Here is a 21,615-nt window from a genome sequence, read left to right on the forward strand (position 1 = left end):
TGCAGACCTTCTGACTGAGGGTCAGGCATTCACCCAGTGCCGCCCCTCCGTCTCGACGCCGAACCGCGCCGGCGTCTGGGCGTAGGCGGCCAGTCCCGACAGGGCCGCGAGCGGATGTGTGATGACATAGACGGGCATCGCCCTGACCAGATCGTTATGCGGCGCCTTGTCTTCGAAAGCGGCGCGGAAGCGGCCGTTCTTGAGGGCCGGAACGATCTTCTGGGCGATGCCGCCGGTAAGGAAGACGCCGCCGCGGCTCATGAAGATCAATGCGAGGTCCCCGGCCAGCCGACCGAGGCAGGTGACGAAGATTTCGAGCGCTTCCACCGCGGTCGCGTCGCTGTTGTCCAGCGCGGCGCTGGTGATCTCGGCGGGCGTCGAAAAGCGTGGCGTGGTCTGGTCTGCCTTGGCGACCGCCCGGTAGAGATTGACGAGACCGCGGCCGCACAGCATCTGCTCCGCGGAGATACGGCCCTCGATCTTCTCGATATGCGGAAACACCTCTAAATCGCGCGGACTGCGCGGACCGATGTCGACGTGGCCGCCCTCGCCGGGCACGGGTATCCAGGTGTGCCGCGCATGGACCAGGCCTGCGACGCCGAGACCTGTGCCAGGGCCGAGCACGACGCGCCCGGCGGCTGGCTCCGGCTCGCCGCCGCCGATCTTTTCCATATGCTCCGGGCCGAGCGCGACGACGGCAAGCGCCTGCGCCTCGAAATCGTTGAGCACCAGCACCTCTTCCAGACCGAGCGTCGAGAACATCTGCTTTGGCCTGACCACCCAGTCGCAATTGGTCAGTTCGATCTCGTCGCCGTCGACGGGCCCGGCCACGGCAAGCACTGCGGACAATGGCAGGATGGACGTGCGGTCGAGGATGGCGGTCTGGATCGCTTCGTCGATGGTCGCGAAGTCCGCCGTCTGAACGATCGGGAATTCCTTCGGCTCGGCATAGGCGTCGACGAGGATCGCGAAGCGCGCATTGGTGCCGCCGATGTCGCCGATGAGAACCGGAAACTTGAGCATGGTGGTGGTCTGGTCCTCGCCTGGCATGTCAGCTCCGGTCCCCGTTGCGGCTGTCCGCCTCCATGGCGGTCAGAATGATTTCGGCCGTGGCGACGTTCAGCGCAATGGGAATATCATAGACGATGGCGAGCCGCATCAGCGCCTTCACGTCCACGTCGTGCGGCATCGGCGTCAGCGGGTCGACCAGGAAAATCACGGCATCGACAACGCCTTCGGCGATCAGGGCGCCGATCTGCTGGTCGCCGCCGAGCGGCCCGCTGCGCAGCCTGCGCACCGAAAAGCGCGGATCGGCATCGGCAATGCGGCCGCCTGTGGTGCCCGTGGCAACGATGTCGCAGCCAGCGATGAAATTCGCATGTGTCGTGCAGAAGGCAACAAGGTCGTCCTTCTTTGCATCATGAGCGATCAGGGCGAGGCGCAGGCGGTCGGCCAAGGCGAGGTCCGTAAGGGAGAAGCTAAATCGATTTAGAAATCTCTTATGACCCCGGCGCGCCCGCTGTCAAGGAAACCGCTCAGTCGTAGGGGCGGGGCTGCGGCAGGGGGATCGTCCGTTCGGGCGTTGGCGCAAAGGCGTTGGCCGTCACCGGCGGGGCATTGGTGGTTGCGATCATCGGCGTACCGCGCCCACTGACGGTCACGGCTGCTTCCGATATCGGCGCCGGCGCGGCGAGTACCGCCTCGCAGGCGGATGGCAGCGAGGAAAGACGCAGCACGTCACGCGCCTTGGGTTTGGCCGGCCCCTTCGCGGGCCGCCAAGGCTCCTCGGTGAACCACCAAGCCAGCGACTGGTCGCAGCCCTCTTCACGCGGAACCGCATCCTGCGTCCGGCAGCCGGGCGAGCCCGCCGGGCAACCGATACGGATATGGAAGTGCGAATCGTGGCCCCAGAAAGGGCGTACCTTGCGTAGCCAGGAACGGTCGCCGCCGACGGTGTCGCAAAGCTTCTTCTTGATGCCCGGGTGAACGAGAATCCGCTCGACATTCGGATAGCTCGCGGCGCGGTGGAGCAACCGGGCATGCGCCGGCGTCCATTTGCGATCGTCCACGTAGAGCGAATTGGGCTGCAGCATGGAGACGAAATCGAGATTCTCGCGTTCGCCTGCCGACAGCCGTCGGTTCGGCATGGGCAGGAACCAGATGTCCGCATCCAATCCGATCTGATGCGAGGCATGGCCGGACAGCATCGGGCCGCCGCGCGGTTGCGAGACATCGCCGATCAGCAGGCCGGGCCATCCATCCTGCGCGGCCTCGCGCGAGAACCGCTCGAGCAGCGCGATCATTTCCGGATGACCCCAGCGGCGGTTGCGCGACAGGCGCATCGCCTGCCAGCTCGGGCCATCCGTGGCGATCGCCATGCCGCCGGCGAAGCAGCCCTTCGAATAGAAACCGTAGGCCGCGGCCTGCGTGGCGGCCGGCAGGCGTTGTGCGCCGAATGCATCCTTGGCAAGCGGATCCGCCATCGCGCCCGAAACGGCCGCGGCAAACGCGACGACAGCACTGGCAAGATGACGCATAACGGTTGAAAGACGCATGTACCGGCCTCCGGTAATCGATGGATTCACAGACGCCCCAATGCCCGCGCTCTAGCTTGCAGGTCCATGGTTAATCGAATCATAACAGTTCAGTCGCCGATCTTCGATCGTGCGTCCGCGCCCTCAGCACGACCTCGCCATGTGCCGCTCGACCACAAATCGTCAAGGGCCGCGCGATAGTCGGGAAAGCGGAGGCGGTAGCCTGCATGCTTGATGCGCGCGTTGGTGACGCGCTTGTTCTCGCCATAGAACGAGCGCGCCATGGGGGTCATTTCCGCCTCGTCGAAGGGGATTTCCGGAGGCGGCGCTACGCCCATCAGCGATGCGGCATAGGCAACGACATCCTGCGGCGGTGCCGGCTCGTCGTCGGTGACGTTGAAGATGCCGCCCTTGGCTTCCTTCGCGAGCAGCATGGTCGCGCCGGCGATGTCGTCGACATGGATGCGATTGAACACCTGATCCGGCTTGACGATGCGCCGGGCCGTGCCCTTGTCGAGGTTGACGAACCCGTTGCGGCCCGGCCCGTATATGCCGGAGAGCCTTAGGATCGCCACCGGAAGGTCCGTTTCGACGGCAAGCGCGAGCCAGGCACGTTCGGCTACCAGTCGCGCCTGCGACCGGCGCGAGACGGGGCGGCATTCGGCATCCTCGTCGACCCAGACGCCTTGGTGGTCGCCATAGACGCCGACCGTCGAGAGATAGCCGATCCACCGCAACGCCGGCATATTCTTCACGATCGTGTCGCGGGCGGCCGAAAGGACGGGATCGCTATCACCTGGCGCGATCGATACGATCAAATGGGTGGTTTCGCCCAGTGCCGCCTCGATCTCGGACGACAGCGGGCCGCCGTCGAACAGCGCCGGCTCGATGCCCTCGGCGCGCAGTTCCTCGGCCTTGTTCGCCGAACGGGTCGTGCCGGCGACGAATGCGCCTTCTGCAATGGCGCTGCGTGCGATGGCCCGGCCGGAATAACCGGCGCCGAAGATGAACAGTCTCATGCTCAATGAACGATACTCCCGATTTCAGCGATCACGTCCGCGTCGGTTTCGCCTGCGAGGTGGTCTGCCATCAGCCTTTCGAACGCAGCGCTATCGAGCAGACGGGACAGCGCCCACACGGCCATGCCGCGCACGAGCGGTGACGGATCGCCGAGCAGGTCCTGCACCCGCGGTATGAGGGCGGTCTCGCCCGAATTGCCGGCCGCGACGAGCACGTTGCGGATGAAGCGGTCACGCCCGATGCGCTTCACCGGCGAGCCGGAAAAGAGCGCGCGAAACGCCGGATCGTCAAGTTCCAGCAGATCGGCCAGCAGCGGCTCCCTGAGGTCTTCCCGCGCGGTCAGCTTGGCCTCGGATGCCACGCTGGCGAACTTGTTCCACGGGCAGACGGCGAGGCAGTCGTCGCAACCATAGATGCGGTTGCCGATCGCGGCGCGGAACTCGCGCGGAATCGGCCCCTTGTGCTCGATGGTCAGGTAGGAGATGCAGCGCCGCGCATCGAGCTGATAGGGTGCCGGAAAAGCATCCGTGGGGCAGATCTCGAGGCAGGCGCGGCAGGAGCCGCAATGATCGCGCTCGGCACTGTCGGGTGCAAGTTCCGCGCTTGTGAAGATCGAGCCGAGGAAAAGCCATGACCCGTATTCGCGGCTGACGAGGTTCGTATGCTTGCCCTGCCAGCCGATGCCGGCCGCCTCTGCCAGCGGCTTTTCCATCACCGGCGCGGTGTCGACGAAGACCTTGACGTCCGCGCCGCTGCGCGCGGCGAGCTTCTGTGCGATCTCCTTGAGCCGTCCCTTGATGACGTCGTGATAGTCGCGATGGCGTGCGTAGACCGAGATTGCCGCGCGCTCTTTGCGGGCCAGGAGCGCCAGCGGATCGGTATCGGGGCCGTAGTTCATCGCCAGCATGACGATCGAGCGCACCTCTGGCCAGAGCGTGCGCGGATCGCCGCGCCGTGCTGCCGTTTCGGCAATCCACTCCATCGTGCCGTGCCTGCCCTTGTCGACATAGTGGGCAAGCCGGCCCGGGGCGAGCGGTACCGAATCGGGACTGGCGACGGCGATGGAATCGAAGCCCTGTCGTTTTGCTTCGAGGTTCAGAAAGTCCCGAAGCCGGTCTTTTGAGACTGGTTTCAGGCCGGCCGTCATCAGAAATCGAGGTCGGCGTAATGCGAGACCGGCGAGAGCCCGCGCACCCGGTCGGCCAGCAGCGGCCGGAAGGACGGGCGCGACTTCATCCGCGAATACCAGTCCTTGGCGGCGGGATAGTCCGACCAGGAGATTTCGCCGAGATAGTCGAGCACGGAAAGCGTCGCCGCCGCGGCCATGTCGGCATAGGTCAGGCGCGTGCCGGCGAGCCAGTTGCGCGTGCCTGCCAGCCAGTTGGTGTATTTCATGTGCTGCCGTACATTGGCCCTGGCTGCTCGGATAGCGCCCGAATCGGGCGCGCCACCGCCATGCTCGCTTGCCATGACAGGTTTCAGCACGCGCTCGCGTACCAGATGGCGGGCAACGTCAGCCTCGGTCTTGACCAGATACCAGTCCACCAGCCTGCGGATTTCCGCGCGCGCCAGCGGGTCCTCTACGAACAGCCGCTTGTCCCGCTTGAGGACGCCGCGCGTCTCGTCGACATATTCAGCGATCACCGTGGCGCCGACGATGGGTTCGTCGCTTTCGGCCAGCAGAACGGGAAGAGTCGCGGCGGGATTGAGCGTCAGAAATTCCTTGCGCCGCAGCCACGGCTTTTCCTCGATCAGCGCCAGTTCCTCGCCATACTCGCCGAAGGAAAGGCGGACGAACCGGCACGCGGGGAAAAGCGGATGATGGAACAGAGTCAGCATGGCACCGGCAAACAGGAATGGTCTGGCCTTTTTAGGGCAGCGGGTCTAAGTCTCGAACCCGTTCCTGAGTCGGGCGCGAGGCGGTCTCGTCCTATAGGCGCTCATCCATTTCCTGACAAGCAAGCGGCGCATAAACTGCCGGAGCAGACATGAGCGAACAGACGATCGTCGGGGCCGCGATTCTCGGCATCCTGGAAGGCCTGACTGAATTCATTCCCGTCTCATCCACCGGTCACATTCTTCTGGCGGGCCATTTCATGGGCTTCCAGTCAACCGGCAAGGTCTTCGAGGTGGTCATTCAGCTCGGTGCGATTTTGGCGATTCTGTCTGTCTATTTCGCACGGCTGTGGGACATGCTCATCAAGCTACCGTCCGACCGTTCCACGCAGACTTTCGTTCTCGGCATCCTGATCGCCTTCCTCCCGGCCGCGATAATAGGCGCCTTCGCGCACAGCTTTATCAAGGAGGTGCTGTTCGAAAGCCCGATGCTGATCTGCATTACGCTGATTCTCGGCGGTTTCATCCTGCTCTGGGTCGACCGTTGGGCGATCAAGCCCAAATATACCGAAGCCTCCGAGTTTCCGCTGTCGGTCTATTTCCGGATTGGCCTTTTCCAGTGCCTTGCGATGATCCCCGGCACGTCGCGCTCGGGCGCGACGATCGTCGGCGCGCTGCTGCTCGGGGCCGACAAGCGTTCTGCGGCCGAGTTCTCGTTCTTCCTCGCCATGCCAACAATGGCCGGCGCCTTCGCCTACGATCTCTACAAGAACCGGGACATCCTGTCGGCGAACGACCTTCCTATCATCGCAACCGGTTTCCTGTTCGCTTTCATCGCTGCGGTCGTGGTTGTGCGCAAGCTGCTCGATTTTGTGTCGCGTCGCGGCTACGCGCCGTTTGCGTACTGGCGGCTGCTGGTTGGGACCGTCGGTCTGGTCGCCCTGCTGATTTGGGGCTGATCAGCCGAGGCCAGAATGGAGGCCGCGCCGGATCATGTCGGCGGCCAGAAGCGTGATGCCGATCCGGAACCAGCGGCGAAACGATTTCTCGGGCAATTTTTCCAGCCAGGCGCTGCCGTAGACGGTGCCGAGATAACCCGACGCCACCATGGCAGCGACCAGCGGCAGCCACTGCGCGAACGCGAAGCCCGCGAAGCCGAACACGACCACCTTAAGGAAGTGCTGGATGGTCATGCCTGCGGCGTGGGTCGCCACCAGCGCCTTGCGGTCGTCCGGCAGGATTTGCGCGAAAAAGGCGGAAAGCAGTGGACCCGTGGCGCCGACGAACATCGTGACCAGCGCGGTGACGGCGCTCCCGATCGCGAGCCCGGCCCGGCCGAGACGGTCGAAGCCGGGTATCTTCGCCCATGTGACGGCGATGATGAAAAGCCCGAGCACCACCTTCAGCGCGGCGTCGGGCAGCTGCACAACTATGGTCGCGCCCGCTGCGGCTCCAAGCAGTGAGCCCGCAAGAAAGGGCCCGAAAATATCGGTACGCACATGCGCGCGCTGGTGCCATGCACGGCCCGTATTGGAGCCGAGCTGCACGGCGCCATGCACGGGAATCAGGGCGGCCACGGGCACGAAAACACCAAGCAGTGCCAGCATCGCGATGCCGCCGCCGAGTCCGAACGCGGCGGTCAGCGCGGAGGTGAAGAACGATGCGACGACGAGCAACGCCGCCGCTCCTGCGCCGATACCTTCCGGCAGAACGGCGGCGAGCGTCTCCAAGCTGCCGCTCAGGCGGCGTTGGGCTGCGTGAACTGGCCGGCCGGCCTGTACTGCCAGAGATAGGACGGCAGGATTGCATCCATCGCCTGCGGCTTTATGCCAAGCGCCGCGAAGGTCCGGCCTTCCTGCTCCGCCGTCTGCGAAACGACGTTGTCAGTGCGCAGCATCTCGACCTGATCACGTGTCAGTAGCGGGTTTGGCAGCAGCTCGAGCAGCGAGCCCTGCAACCGTGCCATGCCCCATGGCACGGAGACCAGCATGCGCTTGCGCTCGATCACCTCGAGCATCTTTTCCATGCACTGCTTGAAGGTCATCGTCTCGGGGCCGCCGAGCTCGTAGATGCGGCCACCCTCGACCTTGCCTTCGACCGAACGCGCGATCGCTTCGGCAACGTCGGCGACATAGACCGGCTGGAATTTCGTATGGCCCCCGCCGATCAGCGGCAGTGCAGGAGAGAGGCGCGCCATTGCAGCGAAGCGGTTGAAGAAGCCGTCTTCGGGTCCGAACATGATCGACGGCCGGAAGATCACAGCGTCCGGCATCGTTTCAAGCACCGCCTGCTCGCCGCGCGCCTTTGTGCGCGCGTAGTCTGCAGGCGATTCCTTGTCGGAGCCGATTGCCGAAACGTGGGTGAGCGTCGCACCTTCAGCTCTTGCGGCTTCGGCGACGGCGCGCGCGCCGAAATCCTGCACCGCGTCGAAGCTCTGCCGGCCGCTCTCGAACAGGATGCCAACGAGGTTGACCACATGGTCGGCGCCCTGCACAGCGCGGTCGATCGACCAGCGTACTCGCAGATTGGCCTGAACCGCCTGAATCTGGCCGACATTGCCAAGCGGCTGAAGATGTCCGGCAAGGTTCGGGTTGCGAACGGCAACCCGAACCCTGTAGCCGCGCTTTGCCAGCGCGCGAACGACGTGGCGACCGAGGAAACCCGACCCGCCGAAGACGGTGACGAGTGGGGGGACCTTTATGACGGATGTCATCGCTGGCTCTCCAGAAAATTGCCTGTTCAGCCGCTTCTTAATGCTTTCGCGCCCAAAGGCAAAGAGCGCTGTTCGCCGCGGCAAAGTGCTTCAATTCGGCGCATTCTGTACGATTCTGCTTCTCCGGGCGGACCCTGCCGGTTAAGACGGGACCGATAGAATGCGAACAGGAGAGGGGAATCGATGCGATTTGTGGTGTGGATGGCCGTGTTTGTTGCGGGTGGGCTGATCGTTCCGGAAACCGCTTTTGCGGCCGAAGGCCTGCCAGGCGATTCCATGTCCCTTCTGTGGGCCATACCGTTCGCCGGTATCCTGCTTTCGATCGCGACCGGCCCGTTGTTCTTCCCGCACTTCTGGGAACACCACTACGGCAAGATTGCCGCATTCTGGGCGGTACTGGTTGTCGTGCCGCTGACCCTCGGTTTCGGGTTCAGCACCGCGATGGCGTCGGTGCTGCATACAATGCTGCTCGAATACATGTCGTTCATCATCCTGCTGTTCGCGCTGTTCACGATTTCCGGCGGCATTCTCGTTGCCGGCAACATTCACGGCACGCCGCTGGTCAACACCGGCCTGCTGCTGATCGGCGCGCTCATGGCGTCGGTCGTCGGCACCACCGGTGCCTCGATGATCCTCATCCGGCCGATCATCCGCGCCAATGACGGTCGCAAGCACAACGCGCACGTCATCATCTTTTTCATCTTCCTGGTCTCCAACATCGGCGGCTCGCTGACCCCGCTGGGCGATCCGCCGCTGTTCCTCGGATTCCTGCGTGGCGTCGACTTCTTCTGGACCACGACGCATATGCTGCCGTCCGCGACCTTCATCGTCGTGATCCTGCTTGCCGTCTTCTACCTGCTCGACACGGTGCTCTATCGGCGCGAAGGCGAGATGCGCGTTGTCGATCCGACTCCGGATTCCCGCGTTCGTATTCGCGGCCTCATCAACGCGCCGCTGCTTGGCGGCGTGATCGCAGCCATCCTGATGTCGGGCATCTGGGATCCGGGCATCACCTTCACGGTGCACGGGACCGAGCTGGAGCTGCAGAACCTCCTGCGCGACGCCATCATAGTGGGGCTCGCCTTCGTGTCACTGGCCGTGTCGCGCCAGGAATTCCGCGACGCAAACGGCTTCAACTGGGAGCCTATCCTGGAGGTGGCGAAACTGTTTGCGGGCATCTTCATCTGCATCATCCCGGTGATCGCAATTCTCCAGGCCGGCCTCGATGGAGCTTTCGCACCCCTCGTCTCGCTGGTGACCGGTGCTGCGGGCGAACCCAACAACGTTGCTTATTTCTGGCTGACAGGCATCTTGTCAGGCTTCCTCGACAACGCCCCGACCTATCTCGTCTTCTTCGAAATGGCCGGCGGCGATCCGCAGGAGCTGATGACGGTTCTCGCGCCGACGCTGACCGCGATCTCCGCAGGCGCGGTCTACATGGGCGCGCTCACCTATATCGGCAACGCGCCAAACTTCATGGTCTACGCGATCGCGCGCAGCCAGGGCATCGCGATGCCGAGCTTCTTCGGCTACATTCTGTGGTCGGTCGCGATACTGGTGCCGGTCTTCATTCTGGCGACCTTCATCTTCATCACCTGACCTTGTCGCGGCCGATGTCTCTTGGCAGCGGCCGCGCGCTCGTCAGTCCAGCGTCCGGCGGAAGCGGGCAAGTGCGATCCCGCCATAGGCGAGTATGAACAGGCAGAGGATGACGATTTCCGTCGTCACCTCCGACAGGTTCGCGCCCTTGAGCATCACCGCCCGCACGATGCGCAGGAAGTGCGTGAGCGGAAAGAACTCGCCGATCCACTGCGCCCATTGCGGCATGCCGCGAAACGGGAACATGAAGCCCGAAAGCATGATCGACGGCAGGAAGAAGAAGAAGGTGAGCTGCAGCGCCTGCATCTGCGTTCGCGCGACAGTCGAGATGAAATAGCCGAGCAGCACCAGCGCCAGCACGAAGATCAGAACGGCTGCGAGTAGCAGGCCTATGCCGCCGACGAAGGGAACGTCGAACAGCAGCTTCGCCGCCGACAAGACCACCACGACCTGCACCGAGCCGACGACGAGATAAGGCAGCACCTTGCCGATCATGATCTCGAACGGGCTTGCCGGCATGGCGAGCAGGTTCTCCATCGTGCCGCGCTCGATCTCGCGGGTCAGCGCGATGGAGGTCATCATCACCATCGTCATCTGCAGGATCACGCCCAGCAGGCCGGGAACGATGTTGTATTGGGAGACGCCTTCGGGGTTGTAGCGGCGGTGCACGATCACATCGAGCCGGCTGGCGGCTTCCTGTGCCGCGGCAGTCTGCATTCCGCGTTCGCGCAGCAGCGCCTCGTTGGCCACCGTCCCGAGCGTGGAGATCGCGCCGCTGGCGACCGAGGGGTCCGTCGCATCGGCCTCGATCAGGATTTGCGGGTTGTCGCCGCGATCGACGCGCCGTGCGAAGTCGGACGGGATCGTCACCACGAAGACCACCGCGCCGGACGCTATCAGCGACTCGGCTTCAGAAGCACTGGCGGTGACATGATCGAAGCGGTAGTAGCCGGTCGTCTCCAGCGCAGAGACTATGGCGCGCGTGTAGTGATCCTGGCTGACAACCACCAGTGCCGCCGGAAGCTGCTTGGGGTCGGAGTTGATCGCGTAGCCGAAGAGAAGAAGCTGTATCAACGGCACCCCGAGCATCATCGCGAAGGTGATGCGGTCGCGCCGCATCTGAATGAATTCTTTCATCAACAAGGCGCCGAGCCGGCCGAACGAGAACCGGTCACTCATTGCATGTTGTCCCGCGCGCCGCCCATGAACTGGATGAAGACGTCTTCCAGGCTGGTTTCGCCGCGTTCGAACGAGATGCCGTCCCGCTCCTTGGTGAATTCGGAAAGCGAGGTTTCAAGCTTTGCCGCGTCACTGCCGACGACATGCAGCGTCGTGCCAAACGGCGCGGCCTGCTCGACGCCGGTCAGCGACGAAATCTCCTGCGCTAGCCGATGGACGTCGGGCCCACGGACAACGAAGGTGGTCAATCCCGCATCGCGCACCACCTCGTCGACCGTGCCGGTGGCCAGCATCCGGCCGTACGCGATGTAGCTGATGCGGTGACAGCGCTCGGCCTCGTCCATGTAGTGGGTGGATACGAGGACGGTCAGCCCTCCCGCCGCCAGTCGGTGAATCTCGTCCCAGAAGTCGCGCCGCGCCTTGGGATCGACGCCGGCGGTCGGCTCATCGAGCAGAAGCAGCTTCGGCCGGTGCATGATGCAGGCCGCAAGCGCCAGGCGCTGTTTCCAGCCGCCTGAAAGCGTGCCGGCAAGCTGACGACGGCGCGAACTGAGCCCCAGTTCCTCCAGCGTCCTGTCGACGTGCTCGCCGACCGGCTTCAATTGATACAGCCGCGCGACGAATTCGAGGTTTTCGGCGATCGTCAGATCCTCGTAGAACGAGAATTTCTGCGTCATGTAGCCGACCTTGCGCTTGATCTTCAGCGCATCGGTAATCAGGTCGAAGCCGAGCACCTGCCCTTCGCCCTCATCGGGCGTGAGCAGCCCGCACATCAGGCGGATCGTCGTCGTCTTGCCGGATCCGTTGGGGCCGAGGAAACCGACGATCTCGCCTTCCCTGATGGACATCGAGACGTGGTCCACGACCGTCTTGTCACCGAAGCGCTTGACCAGCCCGCTGACTTCGACGGCGTTCATGGCCCAAGATCCACGTCGACGATCTGGCCGGGTTTGAGGTTGCGCGCGTCGCCTTCGGGCCTCGCCTCGACCAGATGCACGAGCTTCTGCCGGGTCTCCAGCGAATAGATCACCGGCGGTGTGAACTCCGGATCGGGTGAAACATAGCTGACACGGGCCGTCAGACCGGCCGGGCAACCGTCGCAGGCGACGGAAAGGACGCCGCCGACCTCGATCGACGAGAAGCGCGGCTCAGGCACGTAGAGCTTGAGCTTGACGCCGCCTTCGGGCAGCAGCGAAAAGACCGGTGCGGCCGGTCCGGCGGTATCCCCCGGTGTCCTGATGACGTCGTCGACGCGGCCGGCGACCGGTGCAACCAGTGTACGCTTTTCCAGTTTCCATCGCGCCTGTTCCAGCGCCGCCTCGGCGCGACGGACCGCGCCCTCCGCTGCCCGTATGGTCTCTTCGCGTGCAGGCAGGCGTGCCACCTCCAGATTAGCCTCGGCCTGACCGACAGCCGCTTCGGCCTGTTCGAGCGCGGTCTCGTCGCGGTCCAGATCGGCTTGCGTCGCGATGCCCCGCCGGCGCAGGCCACCCGTTCGTTCGACGACGCGGCGTGCTTCCGACGCCTGCGCCTTGGCGGCGCGCATGGCGGCTTCCAGCACGGCGATTTCTTCCGGTCGTTTGCCGAGTTTCAGGTCGGCAAGCTGCGCCTGCGCCTGGGCGAGCGCAGCTTCCGCTTCGGCGACTGAAATGCGTGCGTCGTCGCTTTCAAGCGTCGCCAGCACCTGGCCGGGCTCGACCCGATCCCCACGCCGCGCGTCCTGCGAAAGTATCTGCGCTGTCTCGATCGGGGCCAGCAGTACATATTCACCTTCGACATAGCCCACGGCCAGCGTCGAGGGCTGCACACAGGAGGCCATAAGCCAAGTCGCGAAGGGCACTGCGCACAGAAAGCTCATGACATGCTCCGGCGCGCTGCGATGGCAGCCTTGATGTTGGCCGCGACCGCTTGCGTGATCTTTTGTGTCTCGTCTTGGCCGAGCTCTGCCCAGTTCAGACGGCGCATGACCGCTTCGCGGCCGATCCGGAAATAGACGAGCTGGCCGATCATGGTGAAGACGGCGATCTTGACGTCTTCGCTTTCGGCTTCCTCGCCGGTCGCCGTCGCCCAGAAGCGGCAGAGAAGCTTGTGAACAGGCTCGAATACGCCATGGTAGATGATGTCGAGCGCCGTCGTCGGGTATTGCAGCTCACGCAGGATGAAACGGACGAAGCCGGCCGTCTCCGGACTTGCGAGCAGGAAGCCGCTGATGCGCTGGATGGCCGCACATAGCTGCTCTTCCGCAGCCGATGCGTCGGCAGGCAGGGGCGCGGCCATGATGGTCGGCTCGGCAAAACCGCGCACCGTCTTCACGATATGCTCGGCACACGCGTCGCGCAGCGCTTCCTTGCCGCCGAAATGGTAGGCGATCGAGCCGATATTGGCCTTGGCCTTCGCCGCGATCTCCCGCGTGGACGTCGCTGCATAACCTTTTTCTCCGAACAGTTTGAGGCCCGCCTCGATGAGGGCGGCCCGTGTGCTTTCGGCTGATCGGCTCGCGCCGGATGCGTCGCTGTCGCTTTTCATGGCTATAATTTAATCAATCGATTGATTAAAGTCAAGATAAGCCACACGCGCGCCATGCGCGGCGCTGTGATGACTACAGTAACGATGGATGCAGTGGGTGCGGCTTCAGGCGGCTGCGCAGTTGGCGCAATGGCCGCGGATCTCGATGGTGGTCTTTTCCGCCTTGAAGCCGTTTTCTGCCGACCATGCGCCGAGCCGTTCCCGCACCACAGCATCGGAGAACTCGTTGACCTGTCCGCAATCCTCGCAGATGGCGAAGGCGATCAGCCCGTGCGCGTGACAATGCGGATGGGCGCAGGCGACGAACGCATTGAGCGATTCGAGCCGGTGCACGAGACCGAAACCGAGCAGTTTCTCCAGCGCGCGATAGACCTGCAACGGCGCGCGAAACCCATCGCCCCGCAACCGGTCGAGGATGGTGTATGCAGAAAGCGGACCGTCGGCCTTGGCCAGCGTGTCGAGCACCAGCGTCTGGTTTCGGGTCAGGTCCTGATGGGTCGCATTCATGGTACGGGCCTTCCATTGGCGCTGCCGCCACGCTTCAAGAGTCCAGCGTAGGGCAGCAGGCCGAGAAGGAAAAGGGCGAGCGCGGCAACCACGATGGAGGGTCCTGACGGGGTGTCGAACTCCAGCGAGCCGAACAGGCCGGCGATCACGGCCAACGCGCCGATGAGCGAGGCCATGACGGCCATCTGTTCCGGCGTCGAAGCAAAGCGCCTCGCCGCTGCCGCCGGGATAATCATCAGCGCCGTGATAAGCAGGATGCCGACGATCTTCATGGCAATAGCGATCACCAGCGCCATCATCACCATGAAAACGAAACGGGAGCGGTCTGGCGCCATGCCTTCGGCGCGTGCCAGTTCCTCGTTGACGGTGGCGGCCAGCAATGGTCGCCAGAGCCACGCAAGGAGGCCCAGCACCAGTGCGCCGCCGCCGTAGATGAGGGCGATGTCGAGGCGCGAGACGGCCAGAATATCGCCGAACAGGAAGCCCATCAGGTCGACGCGCACCCAGGTCATGGAGGCGACCATGACGAGGCCGATTGCCAGTGTCGCATGCGAGAGTATGCCGAGCAGCGCGTCGGTCGAAAGCGCCCCGCGCCGCTGCAGGGCGAGCAGCGCCATGGAGACAAGCATCGCCGCGATGAAGACGCCGACCGTCAGATTGATCTCGAACAGGAAGGCCAGCGCCACGCCCAGCAGGGCGGAATGCGCCATGGTGTCGCCGAAATAGGCCATGCGCCGCCATACGATCAGGCAGCCGAGCGGCCCTGTCGTCAGCGCCAGCCCGATGCCGGCCACCAGCGCCCTGCTGAAGAAATCATCGAGCATGGCCTGCCTCGTCATGATGCTCGTGGTCGTGGTGATGACCATCGTCGGGATGGCAGTTCTGGGTGACCGACCCGTCCTCGTGCAGAACGCTCCCGTCAGGCAGGTGCGTGTGATCGTGATGGTGACGGTAGATCGCCAGCGTGCCTGCCGCCCGCGCGCCGAACAGCTTCTGGTATTCGGGGCTGGCGACCACAGTCTGCGGCGTGCCCCGACAGCAGACATGGCCGTTGAGGCAGATTACCGTATCGGTGCTGGCCATCACCACATGCAGGTCGTGCGAGATCAGCAGGATGCCGCAGCCCGTGCGGTCGCGGATCGCGCCGATGAGTTCGTAGAGCGCGACTTCGCCCGAAAAGTCGACACCTTGCACCGGCTCGTCGAGGACCAGAAGGTCCGGTTTGCGCAGGATCGCGCGCGCAAGCAGGGCGCGCTGGAATTCGCCGCCCGACAGCGCCTGCACCTCGGCGCGCGCCAGGTGCGCGATACCCACGGAATCGAGCGCATCCCTGATCTCTGCCGGAGGATGCGATGCAGTCAGCGTCATCAGCCTCTCGACGGTGAGTGGCAGGGTCCAGTCTATGGCGAGCTTCTGCGGCACGTAGCCGACGGTCAGCCCCGGCATCCGCGTGACGCTGCCTTCATCCGGCTTGAGCACGCCGATGGCGGTGCGCGCCGTTGTGCTCTTGCCCGACCCATTGGGGCCGATCAGCGTCACGATCTCGCCGCGGGCAATGTCGAACTCGACGTTGCGCACCAGCCAGCGACCGCCGCGATGCACGCCGGCACCCTTGAGGCTCACGAGGATTTCGCGGCGCGCCGGCTCGGTGGGATCGGATTTTTTCAGCATCGGCATCGGTTCAGGGTTGTCAGCGGCATATGGCACAGGTTATAGCGCTTCGCAATGTAATATCATTACATGCTATACCCAATATATCTGAAGGGAGCTACCCGCATGATCCGTCACAAGCTTCGCACTCTCGGTTTTGCGACCGCATCGGCGGCTGTTCTGTGCGGCGGTCCCGCGTGGGCGCTCGATGGGGTCGTGGCGTCCATCAAGCCCGTGCACTCGCTGGTTGCGGCGGTGATGGAAGGTGTGGGCGAACCGGAGCTTTTGGTGAAGGGCGCGGCGTCTCCGCATGCCTATGCGCTGCGGCCGTCCGAGGCGCGCGCGCTTGAACAGGCCAAGGTGGTGTTATGGGTCGGCGAGGGCATGGAAACATTCCTGGCGGGACCGCTGGAGACGCTGGGTGGCAACGCCCGCGTCGTCGAACTGGTGAAAGCGCACGATCTGGTCGAGCTCGATTTCCGCGAGGGTGGCCCGTTCGAGGCGCACGACCATGGCGACCACGAAGGGCACGACCATGCCCACGACGATGACGATGATGAAGCCGATCATGATGGCGGCGACGATCACGCCCACGAAGGTCATGGGCACGAGGGCCACGATCACGGCGCGATCGACATGCATCTGTGGCTCGACCCGAGTAACGCGAAAGCCTTCGTGCACGAGATCGAAGAGGCGCTGAGCGCGGCCGATCCGGACAATGCTGCCACCTACGAGGCCAACGCCGACGCACTCAACGAGAAGCTGGATGCGCTGATCGCGGAAACCGACGCGGCGCTGGCGCCGGTGCGCGGCAGGGGGTTCGTCGTCTTCCACGACGCCTACCAGTATTTCGAGAACCGCTTCGACATTCAGGCGGCCGGTTCGATCACCGTCAGCCCGGAGGCCATTCCCGGCGCACAGCGGCTGACCGATATTCGGGCCAAGGTTGCCGAGCTTGGGGCAACCTGCATTTTCGCCGAGCCGCAATTCGAACCGCGCCTCATCTCGGTGGTGGCCGAAGGAACGCAGGCGCGTACAGGCGTGCTCGACCCGCTCGGCGCCGACCTGGAGGACGGGCCGGAACTTTATTTCGAACTGATCCGCAACCTCACTACCTCGCTTACCACGTGCCTTGCCGGGGCGAGCTGAGCGACGGCCGCTGCGCTAGCCCGACATTATAGGCGGCTCCAGCACCCCTTTCTGGAGCCCGCACATGCCGAGCCGGCGCGGGCATAACTCCCTGGGTCCTCACGCTTCCGCGAACCCGGTCAGGACGCCGACGGTATTGATGCCAATCTCCTCGACAGCATAGCCGCCTTCCATCACGAAAAGGGTAGGTAGCTTCAAACCGGCGATCCGCCGGCCGATCTTCGGATAGTCGTCGCTGACGAGCTTGAAGCGGCTGATGGGGTCCCGCTCGAAGGTGTCGACCCCAAGCGAAACGATGAGCACGTCGGGCTCATATCCGGCTATCAGGCTGCAGGCTTCTTCGAGAGCTGTGGCCCACTGCACCCAGCTCGTCCCTGCGGGCATCGGGAAATTGTGGTTGAAGCCTTGCCCCTCTCCTTCGCCGGTTTCGTCGGCATGGCCGAGGAAGAAGGGGTACTCGCTCATCGGGTCGGCGTGGAGGTTCAACACCTGCACGTCGTTGCGAGCATAGAATATCTGCTGCGTTCCGTTGCCATGATGATAGTCGACATCGAGAATCGATACCTTGCGGGCACCGCCATCGAGAAACCGTTGGGCCGCGACCGCGGCGTTGTTGATGAAGCAGTAGCCACCCATGAAGTTCGAGCCGGCATGGTGCCCGGGTGGCCGGCATAGTGCGAATGCCGAGCTTTCGCCGCTGCGGAGGAGATCTGCCGCCGTCATGGCGGTGTCGTGTGAAGACTTGATCGCGTCCCAGGTGCCCTTCACGAAGGTTGCACCGGCATCGAAGGAATAGAAGCCCAGCTTTGCTATGATCGAGGTCGGAGGGACGTCGCCACGCAGGCCCCGCGTCGGCCACGCGAACGGCATGGCGGTGCCGCTACGCCCGGACTGCTCCCACTCCGGCCAAACCGTCGGCAGGAAATCCAGGTAGTCGCGGCGATGCACTTTTGCCGCCGTTTCCAGGTCATGCTGCTCGGGCTCGCTGACCGGTCCGAGCGAAACGGTGTTGATGCGTGCGCGAATGATCTCGGCTCGCGAAGGCTTCTCGTAGGCCGGAACGATTCCGCTTTCTTCAAGCTCGACATTGCCTGCATGCCCGGCATGGCGTGGCGAAAAGATCGTTTTCATAGAGACCCCGCATCTGGAACCGGACGGGACCTTGCCGCGCTGCCGCGCCGCTGGCAAGCCGCGGTCATCGCAGGGCAGGCAAAGAAAAAGCCCCACCAAAGCGGGGCTCCTTCATTGGGTAACGCGGATCAGTGGCGGGAAAGCCAGTCGTCGATCTCGCGCTCCGCTTCGTCTTCCGCCTTGCCGTAGCGTTCCTGAAGGCGACCGGCGAGCTGGCGGCGATTACCCTTGATCACGTCGAGGTCGTCATTGGTCAGCTTGCCCCACTGGGTCTGCACCTTGCCCTTGAACTGCTCCCAATTCCCTTCGATCTGATTCCAGTTCATTGTCATCGTCCTTTCTTGAGTGATTTCGATCACTTGGACATATGAAACGGAGAGCGGCGGCATGAGTTCCAGGAATCGTCGGCTGACGCTGCCTGATGCGACCACGCTTGCCCATGAGGCGTTGCTGCGTGCAGGAGCAAGTCTGCCCGCCGCTGAAGCGCTCGCAGAGGCTACGGTCGCCGCCGAAGCCGCAGGCCAACCCAATGTCGGGTTCGCGCATCTGATCGACCATCTCGAAGCGCTGAAAGCCGGCCGCATCAAGGGTGATGCGGTGCCGATAGTATCGCGCCCGGCGACGGCCATCTTCCATAGCGATGCGGCAGGCGGCACCGCCCAGCTCGGCTTCGACATGGCGTTCGAGGCACTGGTGGCGGCGGCACGCGATCTGGGCATTGCGCTCTTTGCCCAGCACAATGCCTATACGTGCGGCGCACTGGGATGGTTTGCCTCAAGGCTGGCGCGCGAGGGCCTGGTGGCGATCGCAGCCAGCAACGGCCCGGCGCTGATGGCGGGGTCGGGCGGCACTTCGCGCGTCTTTTCCACCAATCCTATGGCTTTCGCGGCTCCCAGGGGGGAGAAGGCGCCATTGTTGATCGATCAGGCGTCCAGCGAGACCGCTTTCGTCAACGTGCGCCGCGCCGCAAAGGAGGGCCGGCCGATCCCGCCCGGCTGGGCGCTCGACGCCGACGGCAGGCCGACAACGGACGCCGCGGCTGCGGTCAAGGGCGCGTTGCTCGCCTATGGAGGCGCGCGCGGCGCAAACATTGCCCTGATGGTCGAAGTCCTGGCAGCCGGGCTGACGGGTGCGAACTGGTCGCTGGACGCGCCTTCGTTTGTTTCCGGCGACAAGAGCCCCGGCAGTGGCTTGCTGGTCATTGCCATCGCGCCCGACCTGCTTGATCCGCAATTTGCGCAGCGTCTGGACGGTCATCTCCACCGGCTGAAGGAAACCCATAATATCCATGTGCCCGGCGAGACACGGGGCGAGGCGGCTGCCGACGCGGCGCGCAACGGCATTGTCATTGAACAGGCGCTGCTGGATCGTCTGCGGGCGTGACGCCCATCGGCCGGCGCGGTAAACATTCGATCAACCGTTGTTTATTTGACCGTCAGGCTCATGATTTGCTGATTGTGCACCGCAACATCATCAGCAAGGAGTTTTTCGTGTCCCAATCCGTTTCCCAACCCCATCCCTCCCGGCGGCTTTTGATTCCCGCCCTCGGCAATGTCTATGCACCGCTGCACGAGCTTGCCGAAACGGTGCTGCGTGTTGTTGCCGGGCTCGCCCTCGTGGTCCACGGAGCCGGCAAGATCGGCGCACCCTTCGGCAGTGTCGAGATGGTGGAAGGGTTAGGGTTCTATCCCGGCGTGTTCTGGTCGCCGCTTCTGGCTGCAACGGAATTCTTCGGCGGCATGCTCATCGCGGTCGGCCTGTTGACCAGACCGGCGGCATTTGCGGCCATGATCGTGCTGCTGGTCACCGTCTGGTTCCACTGGATCACGCTCGGCCAGGGCTATATGGGCGCGGAAAAGTCGATCCTTTGGGCAGCAATCTTTTTCTTCTTCGCCATTCGTGGCGCCAACGGCCATTCGCTCGACGCAAGGCTCGGCCGCGAAGTCTGAGCGCAGGCCACGACCACCCGCACAAGCAAAAGCCCCGCCGGATCGCTCCGGCGGGGCTTTTTGTTCAGGTCACTTCAGGACGATCAGTCCTTGGTGGTCTGCTTCTTGAGCGCTGCGCCCAGGATGTCGCCCAGCGACGCGCCGGAGTCGGTCGAACCGTACTGTGCGACGGCTTCCTTCTCCTCGGCGATTTCCAGCGCCTTGATGGAGACCTGCAGCTTGCGGGTCTTCTTGTCGAAGGCGATGACGCGGGCGTCGACCTTCTGGCCGACCTGGAAACGCTCCGGACGCTGTTCGTCACGGTCGCGCGACAGGTCCGAACGCTTGATGAAGCTCTCGACATCGTGGTCGACCAGCCTGACTTCCAGACCGCCATCCTTGACGTCGGTGACCTCGCAGGTCACGACCGCGCCCTTGCGCAGTTCACCCGAAGAAGCGGCCTCGCCGATCGCATCGCGGCCGAGCTGCTTGATGCCGAGCGAGATGCGCTCCTTCTCGATGTCGACGTCGAGCACCTGCGCCGAAACCATGTCGCCGCGGTTGTACTCCTCGATGACCTGCTCGCCTGGACGGTTCCAGTCGAGGTCGGAGAGGTGCACCATGCCGTCGACATCGCCGTCGAGGCCAATGAACAGGCCGAACTCGGTCTTGTTCTTGACCTCGCCCTCGACAACCGAGCCCGAAGGATGGTTGCGGGCGAATGCTTCCCATGGATTCTCGAGCGTCTGCTTGAGGCCGAGCGAGATACGGCGCTTCTGCGGGTCGACCTCGAGAACGACAACCTCGACTTCCTGCGTGGTCGACAGGATCTTGCCGGGGTGAACGTTCTTCTTGGTCCACGACATCTCGGAAACGTGGATGAGGCCCTCGATCCCCGGCTCCAGCTCGACGAACGCGCCGTAGTCGGTGATGTTGGTGACGGTTCCGGTGATCTTCTTGCCGATCGGGAACTTGGTGCCGATGTCCTGCCAGGGATCGCTCTCGAGCTGCTTCATGCCGAGCGAGATGCGGTGCGTTTCCTGGTTGATGCGGATGATCTGCACCTTGACCGTCTGACCGATGTTGAGGATCTCGGTCGGATGGTTGACGCGGCGCCATGCCATGTCGGTCACGTGCAGCAGGCCATCGATGCCGCCGAGGTCGACGAACGCACCGTAGTCGGTGATGTTCTTGACCACGCCCTCGACCACCTGACCCTCTTCGAGGTTCTGGACGATCTCGGAGCGCTGCTCGGCACGGCTCTCCTCGAGCACGGTGCGGCGCGAAACCACGATGTTGCCGCGACGACGATCCATCTTGAGGATCTCGAAGGGCTGCGGGTTGTGCATGAGGGGCGTGACGTCGCGGATCGGACGGATGTCGACCTGCGAACGCGGCAGGAAGGCCACGGCGCCGTCGAGATCGACGGTGAAGCCACCCTTGACCTGGTTGAAGATGACGCCTTCGACGCGCTCGCCGGCGTTGAACTTGGCTTCGAGACGGACCCAGCTCTCTTCACGGCGGGCCTTCTCGCGCGACAGCATCGCCTCGCCAAGCGCGTTCTCGATGCGCTCGACATAGATCTCGACCTCGTCGCCGGCCTTGAGTTCCTTGGCGCTGGCGCCGAATTCCTTCAGCGGGACGCGGCCTTCGACCTTGAGGCCGACGTCGATGATGGCCATGTCTTTTTCGATGGCCGTGATGAGACCCTTGACGACCGAACCTTCAGCGGAGTGCTCGGCGGAAAAGGACTCGTCGAGCATGCTCGCGAAATCGTCGCGGGTAGGATTTGCGTTGGACATATGTGCTCCTGGAATGCCCGGGCCATATCGGCTTCGTCGGG

23 protein-coding genes are annotated in these 21,615 nt (G+C 63.9%); 5 read left to right on the plus strand and 18 right to left on the minus strand.

Annotated elements, in window-relative coordinates; all coding sequences use genetic code 11:
- Positions 1 to 21: 21 nt before the first annotated feature.
- The 6 genes from ACVJNE_RS07175 to ACVJNE_RS07200 all read right to left on the minus strand — a co-directional run bounded on the left by ACVJNE_RS07175 (position 22) and on the right by ACVJNE_RS07200 (position 5,393).
- Positions 22 to 1,050 (minus strand): glucokinase, encoded by a 1,029-nt coding sequence (locus ACVJNE_RS07175; protein ID WP_499564235.1) that lies wholly within the window; start codon positions 1,048 to 1,050, stop codon positions 22 to 24.
- A gap of 1 nt (position 1,051) precedes the next feature.
- Complete coding sequence (locus ACVJNE_RS07180) at positions 1,052 to 1,456, minus strand: methylglyoxal synthase (RefSeq protein WP_499564237.1); 405 nt, start codon at positions 1,454 to 1,456, stop codon at positions 1,052 to 1,054.
- Between the two features lie 79 nt (positions 1,457 to 1,535).
- Entirely contained in the window at positions 1,536 to 2,555 is a 1,020-nt protein-coding gene (mepA, locus tag ACVJNE_RS07185) for a penicillin-insensitive murein endopeptidase (RefSeq protein WP_499564239.1), read from the minus strand.
- A gap of 89 nt (positions 2,556 to 2,644) precedes the next feature.
- Entirely contained in the window at positions 2,645 to 3,553 is a 909-nt protein-coding gene (locus ACVJNE_RS07190) for an SDR family oxidoreductase (RefSeq protein WP_499564904.1), read from the minus strand.
- A gap of 2 nt (positions 3,554 to 3,555) precedes the next feature.
- Positions 3,556 to 4,701, minus strand: a complete 1,146-nt coding sequence (queG, locus tag ACVJNE_RS07195) for a tRNA epoxyqueuosine(34) reductase QueG (protein WP_499564241.1) — start codon at positions 4,699 to 4,701, stop codon at positions 3,556 to 3,558.
- The gene (locus ACVJNE_RS07200; RefSeq protein WP_368801427.1) at positions 4,701 to 5,393 is read right to left on the minus strand and encodes a glutathione S-transferase family protein; all 693 of its coding nucleotides are present in this window, start codon (positions 5,391 to 5,393) and stop codon (positions 4,701 to 4,703) included. The genes queG and ACVJNE_RS07200 overlap by 1 nt, the downstream gene beginning before the upstream one ends.
- Before the next feature lie 149 nt (positions 5,394 to 5,542).
- Here ACVJNE_RS07200 and ACVJNE_RS07205 point away from each other — a divergent pair, with 149 nt between their 5' ends.
- Positions 5,543 to 6,349 (plus strand): undecaprenyl-diphosphate phosphatase, encoded by an 807-nt coding sequence (locus tag ACVJNE_RS07205; RefSeq protein ID WP_499564243.1) that lies wholly within the window; start codon positions 5,543 to 5,545, stop codon positions 6,347 to 6,349.
- Here the strand turns inward: ACVJNE_RS07205 and ACVJNE_RS07210 are convergent, their stop codons facing one another.
- Positions 6,350 to 7,120 carry a sulfite exporter TauE/SafE family protein gene (locus tag ACVJNE_RS07210; protein WP_499564245.1) on the minus strand — a complete coding sequence of 257 codons (771 nt, stop codon included), beginning with the start codon at positions 7,118 to 7,120 and terminating at the stop codon, positions 6,350 to 6,352.
- An 8-nt stretch (positions 7,121 to 7,128) separates the two neighbouring features.
- A complete protein-coding gene (locus ACVJNE_RS07215; RefSeq protein WP_499564247.1) occupies positions 7,129 to 8,103 on the minus strand; it encodes a complex I NDUFA9 subunit family protein in 975 nt (324 codons plus the stop codon).
- Between the two features lie 183 nt (positions 8,104 to 8,286).
- Here ACVJNE_RS07215 and ACVJNE_RS07220 point away from each other — a divergent pair, with 183 nt between their 5' ends.
- Positions 8,287 to 9,702 (plus strand): sodium:proton antiporter, encoded by a 1,416-nt coding sequence (locus ACVJNE_RS07220; protein ID WP_499564248.1) that lies wholly within the window; start codon positions 8,287 to 8,289, stop codon positions 9,700 to 9,702.
- A 42-nt stretch (positions 9,703 to 9,744) separates the two neighbouring features.
- On the opposite strand, the gene ACVJNE_RS07225 is transcribed toward ACVJNE_RS07220, so the two are convergent.
- The 7 genes from ACVJNE_RS07225 to ACVJNE_RS07255 all read right to left on the minus strand — a co-directional run bounded on the left by ACVJNE_RS07225 (position 9,745) and on the right by ACVJNE_RS07255 (position 15,585).
- Positions 9,745 to 10,881: an ABC transporter permease gene (locus ACVJNE_RS07225; protein WP_499564250.1), complete on the minus strand. Its 1,137-nt coding sequence runs from the start codon at positions 10,879 to 10,881 to the stop codon at positions 9,745 to 9,747.
- The gene (locus tag ACVJNE_RS07230; RefSeq protein ID WP_499564252.1) at positions 10,878 to 11,798 is read right to left on the minus strand and encodes an ABC transporter ATP-binding protein; all 921 of its coding nucleotides are present in this window, start codon (positions 11,796 to 11,798) and stop codon (positions 10,878 to 10,880) included. The genes ACVJNE_RS07225 and ACVJNE_RS07230 overlap by 4 nt, the downstream gene beginning before the upstream one ends.
- Complete coding sequence (locus ACVJNE_RS07235) at positions 11,795 to 12,739, minus strand: HlyD family secretion protein (protein ID WP_499564254.1); 945 nt, start codon at positions 12,737 to 12,739, stop codon at positions 11,795 to 11,797. Before ACVJNE_RS07235 ends, ACVJNE_RS07230 begins: the two co-directional genes overlap by 4 nt.
- A complete protein-coding gene (locus tag ACVJNE_RS07240) occupies positions 12,736 to 13,407 on the minus strand; it encodes a CerR family C-terminal domain-containing protein (protein WP_499564256.1) in 672 nt (223 codons plus the stop codon). Before ACVJNE_RS07240 ends, ACVJNE_RS07235 begins: the two co-directional genes overlap by 4 nt.
- A 105-nt stretch (positions 13,408 to 13,512) precedes the next feature.
- A complete protein-coding gene (locus ACVJNE_RS07245; RefSeq protein ID WP_499564258.1) occupies positions 13,513 to 13,914 on the minus strand; it encodes a Fur family transcriptional regulator in 402 nt (133 codons plus the stop codon).
- Entirely contained in the window at positions 13,911 to 14,738 is an 828-nt protein-coding gene (locus tag ACVJNE_RS07250; RefSeq protein ID WP_499564260.1) for a metal ABC transporter permease, read from the minus strand. Before ACVJNE_RS07250 ends, ACVJNE_RS07245 begins: the two co-directional genes overlap by 4 nt.
- Positions 14,728 to 15,585, minus strand: coding sequence for an ATP-binding cassette domain-containing protein (locus ACVJNE_RS07255; RefSeq protein WP_499564262.1), 858 nt, complete (start codon positions 15,583 to 15,585; stop codon positions 14,728 to 14,730). Before ACVJNE_RS07255 ends, ACVJNE_RS07250 begins: the two co-directional genes overlap by 11 nt.
- A gap of 105 nt (positions 15,586 to 15,690) precedes the next feature.
- Between ACVJNE_RS07255 and znuA the strand changes: the two genes are divergently transcribed.
- Entirely contained in the window at positions 15,691 to 16,713 is a 1,023-nt protein-coding gene (znuA, locus tag ACVJNE_RS07260; RefSeq protein ID WP_499564264.1) for a zinc ABC transporter substrate-binding protein ZnuA, read from the plus strand.
- A 99-nt stretch (positions 16,714 to 16,812) separates the two neighbouring features.
- Here the strand turns inward: znuA and ACVJNE_RS07265 are convergent, their stop codons facing one another.
- Both ACVJNE_RS07265 and ACVJNE_RS07270 read right to left on the minus strand, forming a co-directional pair.
- Positions 16,813 to 17,844: a histone deacetylase family protein gene (locus ACVJNE_RS07265; protein WP_499564266.1), complete on the minus strand. Its 1,032-nt coding sequence runs from the start codon at positions 17,842 to 17,844 to the stop codon at positions 16,813 to 16,815.
- Between the two features lie 128 nt (positions 17,845 to 17,972).
- The gene (locus ACVJNE_RS07270; protein ID WP_421927992.1) at positions 17,973 to 18,170 is read right to left on the minus strand and encodes a CsbD family protein; all 198 of its coding nucleotides are present in this window, start codon (positions 18,168 to 18,170) and stop codon (positions 17,973 to 17,975) included.
- A gap of 61 nt (positions 18,171 to 18,231) precedes the next feature.
- Between ACVJNE_RS07270 and ACVJNE_RS07275 the strand changes: the two genes are divergently transcribed.
- Positions 18,232 to 19,227: an Ldh family oxidoreductase gene (locus ACVJNE_RS07275; protein ID WP_499564268.1), complete on the plus strand. Its 996-nt coding sequence runs from the start codon at positions 18,232 to 18,234 to the stop codon at positions 19,225 to 19,227.
- Positions 19,228 to 19,334: 107 nt separating this feature from the next.
- Positions 19,335 to 19,793, plus strand: coding sequence for a DoxX family protein (locus ACVJNE_RS07280; protein WP_499564906.1), 459 nt, complete (start codon positions 19,335 to 19,337; stop codon positions 19,791 to 19,793).
- 83 nt (positions 19,794 to 19,876) lie between these two features.
- On the opposite strand, the gene rpsA is transcribed toward ACVJNE_RS07280, so the two are convergent.
- Positions 19,877 to 21,574: a 30S ribosomal protein S1 gene (rpsA, locus tag ACVJNE_RS07285; protein WP_499564270.1), complete on the minus strand. Its 1,698-nt coding sequence runs from the start codon at positions 21,572 to 21,574 to the stop codon at positions 19,877 to 19,879.
- Positions 21,575 to 21,615 lie beyond the last annotated feature (41 nt).

The organism is Mesorhizobium sp. DxT (assembly GCF_058448885.1).